This is a genomic window from Arthrobacter sp. KUASC02 (assembly GCF_059739395.1).
Genome location: NZ_AP046053.1, coordinates 817,597 through 836,786 on the forward strand (window position 1 = coordinate 817,597; position 19,190 = coordinate 836,786).

Sequence of the window (19,190 nt, forward strand, 5' to 3'; positions counted from 1 at the left end):
TCACGCAAAAGGGGCAGGAGGACGACGGCGGGAATTCCCGCCGTCGTCCGCTCGCGTTTAGGTGCCCAGCAACCAGGCTGACGCCGCACTGCGGTAGCGGCTGATGCCCTTGTACTCGGCCATGTCCTCCGGAAGTTCGGCCAGGACGCGGCCGAGGCGTTCCCGCCATGCCGGTACCCGGGCAATGTCCGAGAGGGACAGCAGGTGCGTCCGGACGAGGAACAGGACGGCCCCGGAGTGGGGGAGCCGGATGAGGTGCTGCACTTCCACCCGCAGGTGGAGCCTGTCCGGCAGGGCGGGGTCGCCGGCCACGGTCGCGCGGTCCCGGGCCCACTGGGGGTAGGTTTCGGTGGAGGTGTCCAGCCTGCGGTCCACGGTCATGGTCCAGTTGGCCCTGCGGTATTTTTCCCCGGGCTGCAGGCGCAGGAGGAATTGCTGCGCACGCGTGATGATCTGTTCCTGGTGCACGCGGGGGACGGGGCCGTGGACCTCGAGGAACTTCATGCCGACGTCGAAACCGAAGGACCAGTCAGCAGCGAACGTGACGAGTCCCGCGTCGAGCCATAGTGCGCCCTCGCGCTGGTCAAGAAGCGCAATGTCGTCCTGGATCTGGCTGCCCAGGAACCGCAAGGGTTCCACGGGCAAGGAACCGTCGTCGCCCAGCGTGAACTCGAGATCGAGGTCCTGCAGGGTGTTCTGCCAGCGGCAGGCGTTTCCGTCCCGGTCGAAGGACATGGCGTCAGGGTGTTCCGCGGCCATAATCGGCAGCAGGGTGGAGATGGCGTCCCACACGGCGGGCCGCATGTGGGGGAGGACCTGCAGGCGGGTGGGGTCCCTGGTCAGCACCGCGTCGCGTTCCGTGAGCTCGTGACGGTAGTGCTCATCGATGTCCAGCAGGCGGCCGCCCCAGGCGCCCGCTTCCGTCACCACCGTCTTGAGGGCGGGCTCGACGTTGGTGCTGTAGCGGTAGCTGTCACTGGGAAACGGGAAGGGAAAGCGGGAAATCCGCTCGGGGAGGACGGCAGTGCCGTCGATGACGCTAGAACTCACAGGTCCAACTCCAATTCCTGGTCCAGGCTGCGGGACACGCAGCACATCATGGTGGTGTTCGCGGACTTTTCCTGCTCGCTCAAATAGAGGTCCCGGTGCAGGGGTGCCCCGCGCAGGACCGGTAGGGAACATTCGCCGCAGACGCCCTTTCGGCACATGTTGGGGACGCCTTTTCCTGCGTTTTCAAGGGCCTCCAGCAGGGAAACGCCCGCCGGGACCTCCAGCGTGACGCCGCTGCGGGCCAGGTTCACCGTGAACGGCTCGCCCTGGTCCAGTTCGACGGCGCCAAATGGCTCCGAATGCAGCCGGCCCTGCGGCCAGCCAAGCTCCCGGGCCCGGGCCAGGACGGTGTCCATGAACGCGGCAGGTCCGCACACGTAGAGATGTGTTCCGAGCTTCTGGTCCGTGAGCCGGCGCGTTAGTTCCTCCTGGAAGCTCCCACGGTCCGTGCATTCGGCCAGTGCCGGCCCCAGCAGCTCCCGCGCTTCCTGTACGTGTGCTCCCTGACAGGGCCGGTAAACGTAGACCAGCGTCGCCTCACTGTCCCGTTCGGCGGCCGCCCGGGCGTGCGAGAGCATCGGGGTGATTCCGATTCCTGCCGCTATCAGCAGGTGGTGCCTGGCTGTTGCCACGGGTGCAAACGCGCTGCGCGGATGCGAAACGCGGACCAGGTCCCCGACCGCGAGCCGGTGCATCGCAAGGGATCCGCCGGCGCCGTCGTCAACCCGCAGCACGGAGATGGTGTATTCGGAAGGGTGCCTGCCGGACCCCGTGAGCGAGTAGGCGTTGGCGCCGTCCCCGTACTGGACCACGAGGTGGCTCCCCGGCACATAGCCGGGCAGCGCCGTCCCCGCCGGGTCGGTGAAGGTGATGCTGGTGACGGAAGCCGTCTGCACGCTGAGATCCGCCACCTCCAACAGCAGGCCGCCCTCCACCGCGGGATGAACCTTGGCCTGGAGTGCCGTCGCGGTCATGCTGCCTCCTCGGCATGGGCTGCGAATCCCAGGTAGCCGCCGATGCGCCGGGAAAAGTGGCCCGAGAAGGCCAGCGTGGTGGCGCATCCCTCACAGTCCACCTCCGAGCCAACTCCCTGAACGGTCGTGTTGGCGGTGCGGCAGTGTGCGCAGAAGACCAGCCTCCGCCCGGATTCGTTGGCCAGCAGGGTCACCTCCTCCTCCAGCAGTCCGCATGCAGCGGCCGCTGCGGCGGCTGCGGCGACGTCGGCCGGGGGACCGGCGAGTATCAGCCGGACCCCGACGCGGGCCTGTTCAAGCACGGCTATCAGGCTCGCGAGGGCTTCCCGGTCCGCGGCATCGAAACGGACGTCATGCCCGGCCATGCCGGCCGATCCTTCCGCCGCAGGGACCGCTGCCGTTCCGAACGACACCCGGATGACACCGCGGAAGCCGGCTTCGGGTCCGGTGCCAGCGGCCGGTGCCATGGCGATGGGACACATCGAGGGGCCTACGGTGCGAACGAGCGGTGGCCGGTGTAGAAGCCCAGCGCATAGTCCGGGGTCTCAAATTTGACCGTCGTGCCCTTGGGGAAAAACAGCACATCGCGTTCCTTGGCGTGCGTCACGTCCCCTGTCGCCTGGTCGGTGAGGATGAACTCCCCCTGCACGACCACCTTCATTTCGTCATAGGTGTACTCGTACACCAAGGGCTCCGAGGCCTTGAGTTCGAAGAACCCGGCGCTGATGGCCGAGCCGCCGGGGTTCGAGAGGGAGTCCCCGATGGCGGCGTCGCACCCGGGTTCGTTCATCGACGGCAGGCCGATGTAGCCGCCTTCAACTTTGTGGATGGCGCCGGCCGTGCTGAGTGTGCCCGTCAAGGGTTCCATGGTTTCTCCTCAAATAGTGTGGTGAAACCATGATTCATCACAGTGAACGGCCGCGGGTTTCGGAAGAGTTAACTCCCCGTTCCAATCCCGGGTCGGCCGCGTCATCCGGATTTAACATCGGGTGTCGCTTGGGACGGCTGCCGGGTGCTGCCCGGTCCCCGCTTAGTAAACGGAGCCCTCGAGAAGTTCCGATAGCCTGCCGGCAGCGCGCCGCAGCTCCGGCACGGCGGCTTTGAGGGCGGGCTCGGTGGCCGTTTCCACCGGGCTGGTCAAAGCGATCGATTCGCTGGGGCGGCCGGACCGGTTGGGTATCGCGACGGCGACTGACAGCACGCCGGTAGCCCGTTCGTCTGCGGAAAAGGAAAAGTCGGTGCCTGCCTCGGGGAGCCGGGCGCGGAGCCCCTCGACCGTGAACGTGCCGTCCTCGTGGCCTGCCGCAATGGCCGCCCCCACGGCCTGCTGCAGTTCCTCGGCCGACGCCGAGGCAAGGAGTATCTTGCCCGCCGCCCCGACGGTGAGCGGGAGGCGTTTGCCCAGGGGCAGGTCGTAGCGGAGGGGGGCTTCACCGTCGACTCGCGCAACGAGGATTCGCTCAAAACCAAGCCGCGTGTAGAGCGATGCGGTCAGTCCGGTTTGGGAGGCCACCTGCTGCAGGACCGGGCGGGAGGCGACCACGAGCGGATCGTTCTCGAGATAGCTCCGTGCTGCCGGGAGGACGGCCGGCCCGATCCGGTAGGACTTGTCGGTCTGGCTGACCATGCCGAAATCCTGAAGGACGCGCAGGATCCGCAGTGTGGTGGGCAGGCTCATCCCGCAAGTCCTGGCCAGGTCGCTCAGGCGCTGGGGCCGCTCCGCGCGCTGCAGTTCAGCGAAGACCTCCAGCGCCCTGGAGAGGGAACGCATGTTCCCGGCCTTCGCCCCGCCCTCTTCGGCAGAGCCGGCCGAGTGTGTGGAAGTCACCGTCATCCTTTCATTCTATGTAAGTTCCTTGCGCTTGACATGCTTTGTGTCGCCTGTCACTATTTCTTCAGACGAAACATTCTTTCATTCTATGAAATGAATGATCACGGAACGTAAGAAGGAAACGATGACAACGGAGTCACTACTGACCAAACCCGGGCGCGCCGTGCGCGTCGCTCCGTCGGTGCTCACGGGCATCGGCGCGTTCGCCGCCGTCGGCGTGTACGTCCTTGTCAGCTCGGTCGGCCTCGGCCTCTGGACGTCGCTGGGCCCCGGCCCCGGCCTGTTCCCGTTCGCCATGGGGGGAGTGCTGGTGGCGATGTCAGCTCTCTGGCTGATCCAGGAGTTGCGCCAGCCGAGCGGGAAGGCTGAGGGGATCGACCGGGGCGTGGTGATCGCCGTTGTGGTCAGCCTTGTTCTCCTGGCGTCCCTCATGGACCTGCTGGGCTTTCAGCTAAGCATGTTCCTGTTCCTGCTGTACCACCTGAAACTGCGCGGCCGCCGGACCTGGGTGTCGTCGCTGATCATCGCCCTCGCCGGAAGCGTCGGCGCGTTCTATGCCTTCAATTACGGCCTGAACGTCGCCCTTCCCGTTTCGGCCTTCACACCGCTGAACCTGATCGGACTCTAGACGTGGATACCCTCAACGAACTTCTCGGCGGCTTCGCGGCCGCCATGACCTGGCAGAATCTGCTCTTTGCCTTCCTGGGCTGCCTGCTGGGCACCATCATCGGCGTCCTGCCCGGCATCGGACCCGTTGCCGGCGTCGCGCTACTCATACCCCTCACGCTGAACCTGGATTCGACCGGCGCGATCATCATGCTGTGCGCCATCTTCTACGGCACCGCGTACGGGGGAACCATCACCAGTGTCCTGCTGAACACGCCCGGTGAAGCTGCCTCAGCGATCACCACCATCGACGGCTACGCGATGACGAAGCTGGGCAAGGCCGGGGCTGCCCTGACCATCGCCGCCGTGGGATCCTTCGTCGGCGGAACCATCGCGACCATCGGCCTGGTGGCCGCCGCCAAGCCGCTGGGGGAACTGGGCCTGCTCGTCGGGCCGCCGGAATTCTTCGCCCTGATGGTGGTCGGCATCTCCCTGCTGGTCGCGCTCGCCGGCAAGTCCATGGTCAAAGCGGTCATCTCCGGTGCCCTGGGCCTGCTGATCGCCATGGTCGGGATCGACCCGGTGGCGGGCGCCCCCCGGTTTACCTTCGGCATGGACAGGCTCCTGGACGGCGTCAGCTTCGTCGCCGTGATCGTGGGTGTCTTCGGGCTCTCGGAACTCCTGTCCTACCGCAAGGACTCGCAGGCCCCTGCGGTGCATGCACCGAACCTGCGTTCATTGCTCCCGACCGGCAGGGAATGGCGCCGAAGCGCACCGGCCATGGCCCGCGGCACGGGCATCGGCTTCGGGCTGGGACTCATCCCGGGCATGACGGGCTCAGTGTCATCCCTGCTGGCCTACGGCGCCGAAAAGAAGTTCTCCCGCCACCGCAACGAGCTGGGCAAGGGCGCCATTGAAGGTGTCGCCGGCCCCGAAACAGCAAACAACGCCCACGCGAACGCCGCATTGATCCCGCTGTTCACCCTGGGCATCCCTGCGTCGCCGACGATCGCCGTGCTGATGGGGGCCTTCCTCCAGCAAGGGCTCACACCGGGCCCGACCCTCTTCACCGAACATTCCGAAATTGCCTGGGCGATCATCGCGAGCCTCTTCATCGGAAACCTCCTGCTGCTCCTGCTCAACGTGCCGCTGGTGGGACTGTGGACGTCCATCCTCCGGGTACCCTCGTCGATCCTGACCGCCCTCATCCTGCTCTTTATGGTCATCGGCGCCTACACCATCAACTTCAGCGTCTTCGATGTTTTCGTGATGATCGGCTTCGGCCTTCTCGGTCTCGCCCTGCGGCACCTGGATATCCCGCTGGCCCCCATGGTGCTGACCCTTGTGCTCGGCCCCCTCATGGAGCGCTCCCTGCGGGAGTCCCTGGAAATCTCCCAGGGCGACTTCGGCATCTTCGTCAACCGCCCCATCGCCGTGGTCCTGATCGGCCTCGGCCTCCTGATCGTCTTCAGCCCCCTGCTCAAGCTCCGCAAACCCAAGGCCCTGAACGAAGATCCCGAAACCTAAACCGCCTCATTCCCCTGTCCGACCACCAACCACCCCCTAGCCCCTACATCTCTTCAAAGGAGAAGACCTTGTCACGCACAAAAATCACCGCAGCCTTCGCCGCAGCAGCCCTTATCGCCCTCACCGGCTGCGGCGCCAATGCCGGCGCAGCCACCGGCGCCGGGGATGACTTCCCGAAAAAGGGCAAGTCCATCGACCTGATCGTGGCCTTCTCGTCCGGCGGGGCCGTGGACACCGCAGCCCGCCTCGTCCAGCCGATCCTGGAGAAGGAACTCGGCACCAACGTCGAGGTCATCAACAAGCCGGGTGCCGGCGGACAGATCGGCTACACCCAGCTGACCAGCGCCAAGCCGGACGGATACACGATCGGCGCAACCGGCTCCCCGTCAGTGGTTGCTTCACCCCTGGATCCGGCCCGCGGCGCCAAGTACACGCGGGACAGCTTCCAGCCCCTCGGACGCCAGGTCATTGACCCCGCCGTCATCGCCGTCCAGCCTGACAGCCCGTACAAGACGCTGAAGGAACTCCTCGACGCCGCCAAGGCCAAGCCGAAGTCCATGACCGCGAGCACCACCGGCCTGCAGACCGGCGAACACTTCGCCCTGGCCCAGATCCAGGAAACCACCGGTTCCGAGTTCGCCCCGGTGCACTTCTCCGAAGGCGCCTCCCAGGCCACCACCGCATTCCTCGGCAAGCACGTGGACGTCCTGGTCGCCAACGTCAGCGACGTCAACGACCTGACCAAGCAGGGTAAGGCCCGTGTGCTGGGCGTCATGACCGCAGAGCGCTCACCTGCCCTGCCGGATGTTCCCACGTTCAAGGAATCCGGCTACGACGTGGAAGCCGGCACCGCGCGCGGCTACTCCGCCCCTGCCGGGCTGCCCGACGCAGTTGCCAAGAAGATCGAAGCTGCCCTCCAGAAGGCCATTGAGGACCCCGCCGTTGTCCAGAAGATGAAGGACCTCGGCCTGCAGACCAGCTACCTCAACGGTACGGACTACCGGACGTTCTGGGCAGGGCAGGAGGAGGACTTCAAGAAGGTCCTCCCGCTGGTCCAGAAAAAAGACTGATCCTCCAACACCCGCCACTCACGGAAGACACCATCATGACAATCCCCGTCCTTGAGGACATCGACGCAGACTTCCCCCGCCCCGAACGAAACGTGCTCGATCGCCTCGGCAAACTTCCCGCCGCCAACATCGGCGACGCCATGGACCGCCTGGGAATCGCTGACTCCGCCATCCAGGCTGTCTGGACCGGCGCCCGCCTCGCCGGACCCGCCTTTACCGTCTGGACCCGCCCCGGAGACAACCAGGGGATCCACCGCGCTCTTCAGCTCGCCCGCCCGGGGGACGTCATCGTTGTAAGCGGCGGCGGGGATGAATCCCGCGCCCTGCTGGGTGAACTCATCGGCGAACGCGCCATCAACCTTGGCATCGCCGGCTTCGCCCTGGACGGGGCCGCCCGTGACGCCGAAGCCCTCTGCGAGATCGGCATGCCCGTCTTCGCCCGCGCCATCACGCCGGCAGGCCCGTACAAGAACGGCCCTTCCCGACTGGGTACCCCCATTTCCTTCGGCGGCGTCCCGGTCCTGCCGGGGGACATCATCATCGGTGACTCCGACGGCGTCGTGGTCATCCCCAGGGAACAGGCAGCCGCGGTGGCCGACGCCGCCGAAGCCGTCTTCGCCGACGAAACCAGCCGCCGTGCCGCGATCATCGCAGACCGGCACTAGGCCGAGCGCAACTACACGAAAGGCAGAACTCAAATGATAGCGTGCACCGTCATCGGCCTCGGTGAGGCAGGAGCCACCTACGCGGCCGCCCTCGTCGCCGCCGGCCACAGCGTGACAGGATTCGATCCCGTCGCGCCATCCACCCCGGCCGGCGTGGCCCGGGCCGCAACGGCGGCAGAAGCCTGCGCCGGCGCGGAGATCGTCCTCGTCCTCACGGGAGCGGCCGCCGCGCGCAGCGTCGCCCGGGAATGCCTGCCTGCCATGCCGGCCGGCAGCTGCTACGCGGACTTCACCTCCTCTTCGCCACGAGTCATGAGGGAACTGGGGGAGCTGGCCGGCGGAGCACTTTTCGCGGACGTCGCCATTCTCGGACCCGTTCCCGCCCAGGGGGTGAAGACGCCCCTGATGGTGAGCGGGCCCGGGTCCCGGGCCGTTGCCGATCTGTTGGCCCCGCTCGGTGCCGGGATCGAAATCGCCGAGGGCGAGCCCGGCGCGGCCATGGCCCATAAGCTCCTTCGCAGTGTCCTGATGAAGGGACTGGCGTCCGTGGTTGTCGAGGCCGTCACCGCGGGCAGGGCGGCCGGGCTCGAAGAGTGGATCCGGGCGCAGATCGCAGGGCAACTCGCGGGCGACGGACAGGCGGTCATCGACAGGTTCCTCACGGGCACGGCCAAGCACGCGTTGCGCCGCTCCAAGGAAATGCAGGACACTGCGGACTACCTGTCGGACCTTGGGGTTCCGGCAGAGATGACCACGGCCTCATCCGGCGCCTTGACACGCATGGCCCAGGAACCGGCACCGGCCTTGCGCTGATCCGGGCATCAGGAAGAATCAGGGACAAGAAGCAACGATGGATTACCGAGCAAGAAATTCCCCGTCAGGAGCGGCAGCATGATCGGCATATGGGCCCTTGGCGCCTACCTGGCCGTCATCCTGCTCTGGACCACCCTGGTCAAGCGCAGCGTCGGGGAGGCCATGATCCTGGGATTCCTGGCGGTACTCCCGTTCACGGGGGCTGCCGGGGCGCAGATCGGCTGGTCCTCCTTGTACTCGGCGGTGACGGATGAAATCGTCTACGCCACCATGGCATTCGTTTTCATGGGGTATCTCCTGGACAAGACCGGGGTGCTGGACAAGCTCATCGACCTGTTGAACTCCCTGATCGGCGGCGTTAAGGGAGGCCCCGCCTGGGTGTCCACCGTGGCGTCCGCCGGCCTCGGCGGGGTGGTCCACAACCAGGCCGCCATCGCCGCGACCGTGGGTTCCGTGACCATCCCCTGGATGGAGAAGTCCCGGCTCGACAAGCCCTCGGCCGCGACGCTCGTGGCCGGCAACGCGGGCATGGGGATCACCTTTCCGTTCAGCGCCTCCATGTTCGTCCTCGTCGGGTCCGCCACCGTCGGGCCCCTGCTGAACGTCAACGAACTCGTCTTGCCGCTGCTCATCGGGGGGCTGTGGTGCTTCCTGCACCGGCTGATCGTCACCTGGCTGCTGATCCGCAAGAGCGGGATGGCCCCCCTGGACGCCGCACACCGCCTGCCCGTCCGGACGGCGTTCAGCCGCGGCTGGACGACGATGCTGCTGTTCGTCGTCGTGGCCATCCCGCTGGTCATCACCTCAGGCGCCATCGCCTCGGCGCTGTCGGACTGGACCGGCGGGGACATCACCAAGTCCGTCAGCGTCGTCGTCTGGATCCCGGTGGTCCTCATCATCACCGGTGCACTGCTGGGCAGGAAGCAGCTGCCCGCCGGCAGGCAGGCCTGGTGGGCCCTGCTGCAGAACTCCGCCCCGAGATTCGGCGTTGTCGGTGTCACGGTGGTCTTCGCCTTCGCCGGGGCAAACGCCCTCGCCGCCACCGGACTGCCCAAGCAGATGACCGCGCTGCTCAGCGAGATGAACTTACCGCTGTGGCTGCTGGCCATCCTGATCGGACTGATCGTCATCGCCGTCGCCGCGCCCCTCTCCGCAACAGCCACGATGGCTGCCGTGGGAACGGTGGGCGTCGCGACACTCGTTGCCGCCGGGGTTCCGCCGACCACCGCGGCCGTCGCCGTACTGGTTTTCTCATCCTGCGAAGCAGCCGTCCCGCCCGGAGGCGCGCCCCTGTATGTCGCCTGCGGCATCGCAGACGTGGACCCGATAAGGACTTTCGCCCGACTGCTCACCCACTACGCGCTGCCGCTGCTGGGCATCGGCGTGCTGATCATCCTCGGCGTCCTGCCGATCTAAAGGAAACACGACCCATGCACCAGATCAGAAGGACCACCGAAATCATCTTCGTCCTGACCCTTGCGGCGCTCCTCGTCGGGGGAGTGGTGTTCGTGGCCGGCCAGGCCATCGCCCTGATCGCCGGCCAAGGCGAATGGCTGAAACTCCTCAACGAAGCGATCAAGACCCCGATGTGCGTCGCAGCCTCCGTCTGCGCCGTCGCCGGATTCCTGCTGAGCTACAAGCGACACCAGAAGCAGGGGCAGACTCCGCAGGAGGCAACAACGCGATGAAAGGGACAACGGACGCCGTGCCTTACCCGACTTTCGACGAACTGCTCGAACGAACGGGCAACCCCGCCGGCACATCGTGGGGACTGTTCCCTGAGCCCGAGCGCGGAACGCCCTCGTTCATCACGCAGGACATTGTCCTGGAAGCCCGGAACTCCATCAGGACCGGGACTGTTTTTGGCCTGGACTACCCGGCGGACGCCTTCGATCCCGGAATGTCACTCAAACGCAGCGCCCCGCGCCACACGATCTACTCCTCCCATCCGGCCCACCGCGACGACTATCTGGACGGGTACTACCTCCAGGGCTCGACGCAGATCGACGGGCTCCGGCACCGCAGGGCGGATGACGTGGGTTTCTACAATGGGACCGCTGATGACCGGATCAGGGAAGGCACCCCGGACCTCGGCATCCAGGCGTGGGCAGACCGGCCTATCGTCGGCAGGGGAGTGCTCGTGGACCTCGACGGCTACCGCGCGGGGCAAGGCAACCCCATCGACCACGAGGGCGGTGAGCCCCTGGGCCTCGAACTGATCCAGGCTGCCGTCCAGGCCCAGTCCCTCAGCCTCCGCCCGGGCGACATCCTCATGCTCCACACCGGCTGGTGCGAGTGGTTCCTGGCACTGCCCCCGGAGGACAGACGGCGGCTCCGTGACAGCAGGCGGGCAAGCGGCGTCGAACAGTCCCGGGACTTCGTTGCGTGGGCCTGGGACAACCGCATCGCGTTGCTGGCCGCCGACAACTTCGCCCTCGAATGCCTGCCACCCGTGGCCACCAGCCCGTTCCTTCATTCCGCCCCGAATGACCACGGCATGATGCACCAGCAGCTGCTCGCCAAACTCGGCATGCCCCTGGGTGAACTGTGGCGGCTCGGACCCCTGAGCCGGCACCTGAAAACCACCGGGAACTGGGATGCCTTCGTCAGCATCAAACCGCTCAACATCACCGGAGGAACCGGTTCGCCCGCCAACGCCACGGCGGTGGCGTAACTCGTCCTCAGGCGGAAAATTTAAACCACAAAGCCAGCGGACGACGGCGGGAATTCCCGCCGTCGTCCGCTGGCTTTTGTTGTGCTTGGTTTTCCTAGACTGCGGCGCCCTGGGCGGAGCTGCGGTTCAGGCTGACCGTGAAAGTGTTCGGTCCGCTGAGGGTGACGGCAACATCGTTCCGGTGGGCGTTGGCCTTCGTGGAAATGTCGTGCACCAGGGCGTCCAGCGTGTGATCGATAGCTGAGCGGTCCCAGATCTTAAGGGTTACGGAGTGATTGGTTTCGAACGTCATTATTCGGTGCCTCATTCATCAATTGGGTCATGGGCTTCGCATCGGCGCGGAGCCCGGGACGGGACAATCCATGAACGCTCAGAGGCCTTGCGCAGCTCGGCGAGCTCACTGGTTTGGCCTCGTTGCGTCCACCAGGTTGGGTCGTTCGTTGCCGCTGCATTCACTGCGCCGAAGCGCCAAATCAGGGCTGGTGCGGTTGTGAAATCGTGTTCTCAACCGTCCTTTCCATGATGCACAGAGGGGCGGTGACGTCTCAAGCCAATAGGCCGTTCATTGCGCGTGAGACTCATCACAGGCGTACCGGCGATGTTGCAGGAGCCCGGATCCCTTGACAAGTGTACTGTGTACACCTATGGTCATTCGCAAGAGGTGTACGCCGTACACCGGCCAGCGAAGGACCCGCCATGAGCACCAACACCACCAGCCCTCCTGCCGCCTCCGTCCGGCGTACCCGGCCCCAGTGGCCCGTACCTGCAGGCCTGCTGCTGCTCAGCCTCATTCCGGTGATTTTCGGTGCCCTCCGGCTGACCGAGCTGACGTCCGGGGCAGCTGTCACGCCACAGAACGCGCGGTTCTTCGCCTCTCCCGTCCCGGTGGTGGCGCATATTGTCAGCGTTACGGTTTACTCCCTGCTCGGGGCGTTCCAGTTTGTCCCCTCGCTGCGGGGCCGGCGCGGCTGGCACCGCATCGCCGGGCGCATCCTCATCCCGGCAGGCCTGCTCGCAGCGCTTTCGGGGCTGTGGATGTCCGTGTTCTATCCACTTCCGGACGGCTATGCCGATGTGCCGCTACGGCTGTTCTTCGGTTCGGCCATGCTGGTGAGCATCGTCCTGGGGCTCGATGCGATCAGGCGCCGGGACTTCGTGCGGCACGGCGCCTGGATGACGCGGGCCTACGCGATCGGCGTGGGCGCGGGGACCCAGGCGCTGGTGGGCATTCCCTGGCTGCTCCTGATCGGCCCCACCGATGTGCCCACCCGCGTGGTGCTCCTGGGTGCGGGCTGGGTGATCAACGTGGCGGTGGCCGAGTACGTCATCCGTCGCCGAGCAGGGAAGGCGCCCCGCCGACCAGTCAGTACGCCTTCACCCGCTGTTCCACGATGAGGTGGATGAGCGCAAACCTTCCCTCCCGGTCGATGGCCTGGAACGCGGCGTCGAGGGCGTCCGGCACGTCCCCGTCACGGGTGACTGTGATGCCGAACCCGCCAAACGCCCTGGCCATGAGGCCGAAGTCGGGGTTCTTCAGCTGAGTCCCCGAAATCCGGGACGGGTAGTGCCGTTCCTGGTGGGTGCGGATGGTGCCGTACTCCTGGTTGTCCATCACGATGATCAGTGGCGTGGCCCCGTACTGGGCTGCAGTGGCCAGCTCCTGACCGTTCATCAGGAACTCCCCGTCGCCGGCGATGGTTACCACGCGGCGCTGCGGACTGGCCAGCGAGGCGGCGATGGCCGACGGGATGGAGTAGCCCATGGAGCCGTTCCTGGCGCTGATCATGGAGGCGTAACGGCGCGTGGGGAAGTACCGGTGTGCCCAGTTGGTGTGCTCGCCTGCTCCGAACGTCACGATGGCATCCTGAGGCAGCCGCGGGACGAGGTTGGCCATCAGGGTGTCCATCCTGGCGGGCCCTGCCGCCGGCTCGGCCGGCGGCAGGGCGGCAAAGGACGTCTGTTCGGCACGCATCCTGGCGGTCCAGGCCTTCCACTCGTCTTTCACGGCGAGGTCGATGCCCAGCAGGTCGCGGACGAAGGCATCCGGTTTGGCCACAATCTGCCGTGAGACGGGGCCTGAACGGCCGCGCAGCGAGGGGTCGATTGTCACCAGGAAGTTCTGCTTGTTCCAGTCCTGGCGGCAGACAAATCCGTCGGTAATCACGTCCCCAGGGACCGTCCCGACGAAGACGAGCAGGTCGGTTTCCTGCAGGAGGTCGTACGTGGGGCGGGGGCGTCCGTAGCCGATCGGGCCCACGTAGGACGGCGAATCAAAGGACACCGTACCCTGCGTACGCCATTCCGCGGCGGCCGGGATGTGGTGCTTTTCGAGCCAGCCGGTGAGCAGGCCGGCCGCTTCCTGGGTCCAGTCGTTGCCTCCGGTGACAAACAGCGGCTTCGTGGAAAGTGCAAGGGCGCCGGCGAGTGCTTCGGCGTCGGTGGTGCTCATGCCGCCCGCGGCCACGGGGATCCTCGGGTGAAGCACCGGATCAACCTGCTGCCGGATGATGTCTTCCGGCAGGCCCACCACAACGGGCCCTGGCCGCCCGCTCATGGCCGCGAATATGGCTTCCGCGACGATCTCGGACGCCCGCTCGGCATGGTCAAGCACCATAACCCGCTTGGCTCCGGTGTCGAACCAGGCCTTGATGTCGAATTCCTGAAATGCCTCGCGGTCCCGGTGCGCAAAGGGGATGAGCCCGACAAAGAGCAGCATGGGTGTGGAATCCTGCCAGGCCGTGTGCAGGCCGACGTGGGCGTTGGCCGCACCGGGTCCGCGCGTCACCATTGCGACGCCCGGGCGCTGGTTCATCTTGCCGTCGGCTTCGGCCATATACGCGGCGCCGCCTTCGTGCCGGCAGACCACAGTGTCGATCTTGGAGTCGTGCAGCCCGTCCAGCACGTCCAGGAAGCTTTCGCCGGGAACAACGTAGGTGCGCTCCACTCCGTGGGCCACGAGGGAGTCAACAATCACGTGCCCGGCGGACCTCGCGGTAGTACCGCCGGTCGGGCTGCCGCCGGGGTTCAGTGCTCCGGGGTCAGCCGCGGAGGCTGGCTGGGCTGCGATCTGATTGATGGTGTCGCTGTCGAACGACTGAGTGTCGGTTGCGGTCATGGTGGATGCGGACTCCGTTGTCATCACTACTTGTCTTCTTGGACTGGGCGTTGGGTTACGTCTCTTGGGTGGAGGCGCCGGCGGCACCTAGTCGGTTTCCGGTCCGGTGCAGAAGTAGCAGCCGTCCTCGCAGCTGTCAGTCGTCTGGGTTTCCGTTGGCGTCCCGTGGGGTTGCGGGCTCAGCAGGTTTTGGCTGTTCATGGCGGGCTTTCGTCGGTTGTTGGTGGGGTCTGGGGCTGGCGAGCCGGGGGCGGTCGCGGGACTAGTTACCTGATGGGAGTCGGGTTGGCCACCACGGGCGCGGCGCCGGTGTAGCCCTCGCGTGCCTCGGCGATTTCGTGGATCCGTTTGCGGCAGGCGTACCAACCGGCGACCATAAGGGCGCAGGCGATGAGGGTAACCACGAGGGTGAGCGGGGAGTCGATGAAGACCATCACCAGGACGCCGGCGAGGAACAGGAGTGAGAGGTAGCCGGTGTAGGGAGCGCCGAACATCCGGAAGGACGGGCGATTCAGCCAGCCCCTGTCCGCCCAGCGTTTGAGCTGCATCTGGCAGAGGACGATGGTGGCCCAGGTGACGACGATGCCCACGGAGGCGACATTGAGAACGATCTCGAAGGCCTGGGAAGGGACGAGGTAGTTCAGCGGGACGCCGAGGAGGGAGACGCCGGCGGTGATGGCGATGCCGCCGTAGGGTACGCCGGCTTTGTTCATCCGCTGGGCAAATTTGGGGGCGGAGCCGGCCACGGACATGGAGCGAAGGATGCGGCCGGTGGAGTAGAGGCCGGCGTTGAGTGAGGACAGAGCGGCGGTGAGGACCACGAGGTTCATGATGACGTCCACGCCCTGGATGCCGATGGATCCGAAGAAGGTCACGAAGGGGCTGACGCCCTTTTCGTAGGAGGTGTAGGGCAGCAGCAGGGCCAGGAGGATGACTGAGCCGACATAGAACACGGCGATGCGGAAGACCACGGAGTTGATGGCCTTCGGCATGATCTTTTCGGGGCTTTCGGTTTCGCCGGCGGCCGTCCCGACCAACTCGATCGAGGCGTAGGCGAACAATACGCCCTGCATGAGGATGATCATGGGCAGGATGCCGTTGGGGAAGATTCCGCCGTTGTCGTTGATAAGGCTGAAACCGACGGCCTGGCCGTCCGCAGGGGTGCCGAAGATGACGAAGTAGGTGCCGATGAGCAGGAATGCGACGAGGGCGGCGACCTTGATGATGGCGAACCAGAATTCCATCTCGCCAAAGACCTTGACCGAGACGAGGTTCAGGCACAGCACGACGATGAGGGCGATCAGGGCCCAGGCCCATTGCGGTACGGCTCCCATCCAGGGGATGTAGTGGCCGAAGAAGTTCATGTAGAGCGCTGCGGCGGTGATGTCCACGATGGTGGTGGTTGCCCAGTTGATCCAGTAGAACCAGCCCGAGATAAAGGCTGCCTTCTCGCCGAAGAACTCACGGGCGTAGGAGACAAATGAGCCCGACGACGGGCGGTGCAGCACCAGTTCGCCCAGCGCGCGGAGGATCAGGAAGGCGAAGAAGCCGCAGACTGCGTAGGCGATGACCAGGGACGGGCCTGCGGCATTCAGCCGGCCGCCGGCACCGAGGAACAGGCCGGTACCGATTGCGCCGCCGATTGCGATCATCTGGATCTGCCGCGGCTTCAGGCTCTTGTGGTAGCCCTTGTCCTCCGCGTGAAGGAGTCTCTCGGAGGCATGCGCGTGGCCGCTGTCGGCCTCGTACTGGCCAACCTCGTCATTGGGGTTGTTGGGCATGGGTGATCCTTTCGACCGGTTGAAGATCTAACTGGGGGTGGAACGGAAAAGTGCGGGACCGGATCAGAAAACGGACCATCCGGTGCGGTCGGACAGGTCAGCGAGGGCCGCCGAGCCCGCCAGAGAATTTCCCTTGGAGTCCAGCCGCGGGCTCCAGACGCAGATAGCGCATTCGCCAGGGACGATTACCAGGATTCCGCCGCCCACACCGCTCTTACCGGGAAGGCCGACGCGGTAGGCGAACTCACCGGCGGCATCGTACATGCCGCACGTGAGCATGATGGATCCGATGCGCTTGGCCTCGCTCCGGGAAACGACGGGGCCGTTTGTTCCGTGCCCGCCGCGGGCAAGGAACAGCCCGGCCTTCGCCATCTCGACGCAATTCATCATGATGGAGCACTGCCTGACGTAGTTCTCCACCACGGCCTCGGGGGGCCGGTGCAGGTTGCCGAAGGTCTTCAGGAAGTGGGCTAGCGCCAGGTTGCGGCTGCTGTTGGCGAGCTCGTTCCCTGCGGCGAGCTCATCGATGAACGGTCCCTGCCCACTGTGCTGCCCCACCTGGCGGCGGAGGAACTGCAGGACATGACCCGCAGCGTCGGGGAACCTTTCCATCAGGTGGTCGGTCACCACGAGGGCGCCGGAATTGATGAACGGGTTCCGGGGGATTCCGTGCTCCACTTCAAGCTGCACCAGGGAGTTGAACGAGGTACCCGACGGTTCGCGGAGCACCCGGGACCACAGCCTGCCGGGGTCGTTGGCGCTGAGGGCCATGGCCAGGGTGAAAACCTTGGAGATGCTCTGGATCGAGAAGGGCAGGTCGGCGTCGCCGGCGCTGAACACGTCCCCGGAGGTTGTAGCCACCGCGATTCCGAAGCGGTCGAACGGCGGCGATGACAGGTGGGGGATGCTGGCGGGCACCGAGCCGGCTTCACTCCGGGGCCGGTGGCTGCGGACAATGTCAGCCAGGACCAGGCCAAGAGGCGGTGAATCGAGTGCTGTCATCATTTCTTGCCCAGGTGCTCCTTATTATGCGTGGCGGCCCACTCCTGGAGGTGGAGCAGGGCGACCAATGAATCTCGAGGATTGCTGAAGTTGAGGCCGGTGACCCGGCTGATCTTGCTGATCCTGTAGTAGACGGTGTTTTTGTGCATCCTCATCCGCTGGGCGCATTCGGCCACGTCCAGCGATGCCTCGAAATACGCCCGTAGGGTTTCGGCCAGTTCGCCATCGTCGCGAAGGAGGGTCCAGAGGCTGCGATGGCGGAAGTCGGAGGCCGTGAAGTGCTGCACCGCCTCGCGGAAGAGGATGTCCACCTCGAAGTCGCCCAACGCGGCCACTGTCGCGGTCCCTGACCGCCGCATGCAGCCGAGCAGGGCCTCCGCCTTGGCGGTCACCGAATGAATCGACAAGAGGTCGGGGGCGATCGGCCCCACTGCCGCGAACGGACTGATGCCCAGGTGCTTCCCCGCGTCCCGGACGATGGCCTCGGCGAGGCTTCTCAGCCCGGCTTCGGCGTTGGCGGACTGAAGTCCCGGGACGATCACGGCGGTGTCGCCGTTGAACTGCCCCACGATGGCAGACGCTTTGTAGGCCGCCGCATGGATGGACGCAAGGTTGGCGAGTTCCCCGTGTTTCAGGGCTGCATCGTCTTCCTGCGCCTCAGCGGCGGACATTCCCAGCAGGATCAGTGCGGAGGGGCGGTCCGCCGGGATCTTCTCGCTATGTGCACTCGCTGCGGCTTCCGCGGGGCCGGAAAGGATCCGCGCGATCCGGTCCTCTCGCATGTGCACCGATTGCTGGTTGCGGTAGCGGATCAGCTCGGCTGACACCCGGGCGGCCGATCCGGTCAGGACATAGTCGACGTCGGCGCCGAATCCGTCCCCGGTTTCCTGCAGCCAGATGTAGCCCATGATGCGCTCGCCGGCGAACAGGGCGACGGCCACGCGCTCCCTCAGCCCGTCCTGTGGCCGGGCCGGAACCCTGACAGGCAGGCGTGTCCGGTGCAGTTCGCGGTAGGCGCCGAGGTCCTTGAGGAGGAGTTCGTATTTTCGCGGACCACGGCGGGCAAGGATCGATGCCTTGCGGAGCTCGTCGATGTCATTGGTCACTGTGGAGTAGGCCAGGACTTTGTTGGCGGCGTCCTCGATGACCACGTGGCTGGACGTCAGGCGTGCGGTGGTCTGCGCGATGGCGAACAGGTCTTCTTCCAGCAGCGTCAGCACTTCGCTCTGGTAGCTGCGCGGCATGATCCGGTCTTTGGCGATGGACAGGAGCCGGTCCCAGTCCGCGGCCGGTTCCACCAGGAGCAGGCCCGTTCCCGCTGCCCGGAGCAGCTCTTCAGCTTCCTCGAGTTCGCCCGGACTGCCCTTAACGGCAAGCACAAGGGGAGGATTTTTCAGCAGACGCCGCAGCGCCGGCAATGCGGAGCGTCCCCGAACGCCGATCAGCAGGACGAACGCGGCCACGCCGTCGGATGTTTCGTCGTCGGCGTCAACAATCACGAAGCGTTCGATCGGCGAATCTGCGCGGGACGGCCGGAGAATGAGACTGGCGAAACCCAGGGGGAGATCCGACAGGATGTCGTCCACTGTAGCTGCGGCCATGGGCTTCCTTCTGCGTTGATACCCGACCGGACGGCTCTGTCCGGTCACTCCATGCTATCCAGAGCATTTCGCGGAAAATATGGATGCCGGACTAAATCCAGCGCTGCCTTTTAGGTCCCCAAACCAAGGCGCGGTCGGCCGGGGGAGCCGGGCATGGGAATCCGGCCGGAAAGGCAAAGCGGACGACGGAAGGAGGTTCCGCCGTCGTCCGCTCTGATAGCGGCCGGCGCCGCCCAGCTAGGATTCCGACCCTGTTTTTTCTGGCTTTCCGGGCGTTGCAGGGGCGAGGGCGTAGAAGGGCGTGCACCGGCCCCTTTCACCCGGAGCAATGTTGGAACGGACGATCGAGGCGCTCTCAAGCGCGGCCAGATGGTGCCTGACTGAGTCCCGGCACGAGGCGATGCCGTTGCTGATGTCGGCTACTTTGCTTGCGCCATTGCTTGCCAGATAGTCGACGATTTGGGTCCTGATCGGTGTTCTT

Annotated in this window: 19 protein-coding genes; 9 read left to right on the forward strand and 10 right to left on the reverse strand. The window is 65.8% G+C overall.

The window, feature by feature from the left end; genetic code table 11:
- Positions 1–57: 57 nt before the first annotated feature.
- From AC6JAC_RS03780 to AC6JAC_RS03800, 5 genes are all read right to left on the reverse strand, one after another.
- Complete coding sequence (locus AC6JAC_RS03780; RefSeq protein ID WP_347899135.1) at positions 58–1,050, reverse strand: heme-dependent oxidative N-demethylase family protein; 993 nt, start codon at positions 1,048–1,050, stop codon at positions 58–60.
- Positions 1,047–2,024 (reverse strand): PDR/VanB family oxidoreductase, encoded by a 978-nt coding sequence (locus AC6JAC_RS03785; RefSeq protein WP_347899137.1) that lies wholly within the window; start codon positions 2,022–2,024, stop codon positions 1,047–1,049. Before AC6JAC_RS03785 ends, AC6JAC_RS03780 begins: the two co-directional genes overlap by 4 nt.
- Positions 2,021–2,491, reverse strand: a complete 471-nt coding sequence (locus AC6JAC_RS03790; protein ID WP_347899139.1) for a dimethylamine monooxygenase subunit DmmA family protein — start codon at positions 2,489–2,491, stop codon at positions 2,021–2,023. The genes AC6JAC_RS03785 and AC6JAC_RS03790 overlap by 4 nt, the downstream gene beginning before the upstream one ends.
- Before the next feature lie 23 nt (positions 2,492–2,514).
- On the reverse strand, positions 2,515–2,892 hold the full coding sequence (locus AC6JAC_RS03795; RefSeq protein ID WP_347899141.1) for a cupin domain-containing protein: 378 nt from the start codon (positions 2,890–2,892) through the stop codon (positions 2,515–2,517).
- A gap of 162 nt (positions 2,893–3,054) precedes the next feature.
- Positions 3,055–3,858 carry an IclR family transcriptional regulator gene (locus tag AC6JAC_RS03800; protein ID WP_347899143.1) on the reverse strand — a complete coding sequence of 268 codons (804 nt, stop codon included), beginning with the start codon at positions 3,856–3,858 and terminating at the stop codon, positions 3,055–3,057.
- 121 nt (positions 3,859–3,979) lie between these two features.
- Between AC6JAC_RS03800 and AC6JAC_RS03805 the strand changes: the two genes are divergently transcribed.
- The 8 genes from AC6JAC_RS03805 to AC6JAC_RS03840 all read left to right on the forward strand — a co-directional run bounded on the left by AC6JAC_RS03805 (position 3,980) and on the right by AC6JAC_RS03840 (position 11,210).
- The gene (locus tag AC6JAC_RS03805; protein ID WP_347899145.1) at positions 3,980–4,483 is read left to right on the forward strand and encodes a tripartite tricarboxylate transporter TctB family protein; all 504 of its coding nucleotides are present in this window, start codon (positions 3,980–3,982) and stop codon (positions 4,481–4,483) included.
- 2 nt (positions 4,484–4,485) lie between these two features.
- The gene (locus AC6JAC_RS03810) at positions 4,486–5,988 is read left to right on the forward strand and encodes a tripartite tricarboxylate transporter permease (RefSeq protein ID WP_347899147.1); all 1,503 of its coding nucleotides are present in this window, start codon (positions 4,486–4,488) and stop codon (positions 5,986–5,988) included.
- Between the two features lie 68 nt (positions 5,989–6,056).
- Complete coding sequence (locus AC6JAC_RS03815; protein ID WP_347899149.1) at positions 6,057–7,058, forward strand: tripartite tricarboxylate transporter substrate binding protein; 1,002 nt, start codon at positions 6,057–6,059, stop codon at positions 7,056–7,058.
- A 35-nt stretch (positions 7,059–7,093) separates the two neighbouring features.
- Positions 7,094–7,723, forward strand: a complete 630-nt coding sequence (locus AC6JAC_RS03820) for an RraA family protein (RefSeq protein ID WP_347899151.1) — start codon at positions 7,094–7,096, stop codon at positions 7,721–7,723.
- 33 nt (positions 7,724–7,756) lie between these two features.
- Positions 7,757–8,536 (forward strand): NAD(P)-dependent oxidoreductase, encoded by a 780-nt coding sequence (locus AC6JAC_RS03825; protein ID WP_347899153.1) that lies wholly within the window; start codon positions 7,757–7,759, stop codon positions 8,534–8,536.
- 78 nt (positions 8,537–8,614) lie between these two features.
- Entirely contained in the window at positions 8,615–9,952 is a 1,338-nt protein-coding gene (locus AC6JAC_RS03830; protein WP_347899154.1) for a TRAP transporter large permease subunit, read from the forward strand.
- A gap of 14 nt (positions 9,953–9,966) precedes the next feature.
- The gene (locus AC6JAC_RS03835; RefSeq protein WP_347899156.1) at positions 9,967–10,224 is read left to right on the forward strand and encodes a hypothetical protein; all 258 of its coding nucleotides are present in this window, start codon (positions 9,967–9,969) and stop codon (positions 10,222–10,224) included.
- Positions 10,221–11,210, forward strand: coding sequence for a cyclase family protein (locus AC6JAC_RS03840; protein ID WP_347899158.1), 990 nt, complete (start codon positions 10,221–10,223; stop codon positions 11,208–11,210). The genes AC6JAC_RS03835 and AC6JAC_RS03840 overlap by 4 nt, the downstream gene beginning before the upstream one ends.
- A 94-nt stretch (positions 11,211–11,304) precedes the next feature.
- On the opposite strand, the gene AC6JAC_RS03845 is transcribed toward AC6JAC_RS03840, so the two are convergent.
- Entirely contained in the window at positions 11,305–11,502 is a 198-nt protein-coding gene (locus tag AC6JAC_RS03845) for a hypothetical protein (protein ID WP_028269864.1), read from the reverse strand.
- A 404-nt stretch (positions 11,503–11,906) separates the two neighbouring features.
- Here AC6JAC_RS03845 and AC6JAC_RS03850 point away from each other — a divergent pair, with 404 nt between their 5' ends.
- A complete protein-coding gene (locus tag AC6JAC_RS03850) occupies positions 11,907–12,605 on the forward strand; it encodes a DUF2306 domain-containing protein (RefSeq protein ID WP_497963474.1) in 699 nt (232 codons plus the stop codon).
- Here AC6JAC_RS03850 and AC6JAC_RS03855 read toward each other — a convergent pair.
- The 4 genes from AC6JAC_RS03855 to AC6JAC_RS03870 form a co-directional block, all read right to left on the reverse strand.
- Complete coding sequence (locus AC6JAC_RS03855; RefSeq protein WP_497963475.1) at positions 12,574–14,349, reverse strand: thiamine pyrophosphate-dependent enzyme; 1,776 nt, start codon at positions 14,347–14,349, stop codon at positions 12,574–12,576. The genes AC6JAC_RS03850 and AC6JAC_RS03855 overlap by 32 nt on opposite strands.
- Before the next feature lie 242 nt (positions 14,350–14,591).
- Positions 14,592–16,106, reverse strand: coding sequence for an amino acid permease (locus AC6JAC_RS03860; protein ID WP_497963476.1), 1,515 nt, complete (start codon positions 16,104–16,106; stop codon positions 14,592–14,594).
- 63 nt (positions 16,107–16,169) lie between these two features.
- Positions 16,170–17,111: a glutaminase gene (locus AC6JAC_RS03865; RefSeq protein WP_028269867.1), complete on the reverse strand. Its 942-nt coding sequence runs from the start codon at positions 17,109–17,111 to the stop codon at positions 16,170–16,172.
- Positions 17,108–18,709 (reverse strand): PucR family transcriptional regulator, encoded by a 1,602-nt coding sequence (locus tag AC6JAC_RS03870; protein WP_497963477.1) that lies wholly within the window; start codon positions 18,707–18,709, stop codon positions 17,108–17,110. The genes AC6JAC_RS03865 and AC6JAC_RS03870 overlap by 4 nt, the downstream gene beginning before the upstream one ends.
- Positions 18,710–19,190 lie beyond the last annotated feature (481 nt).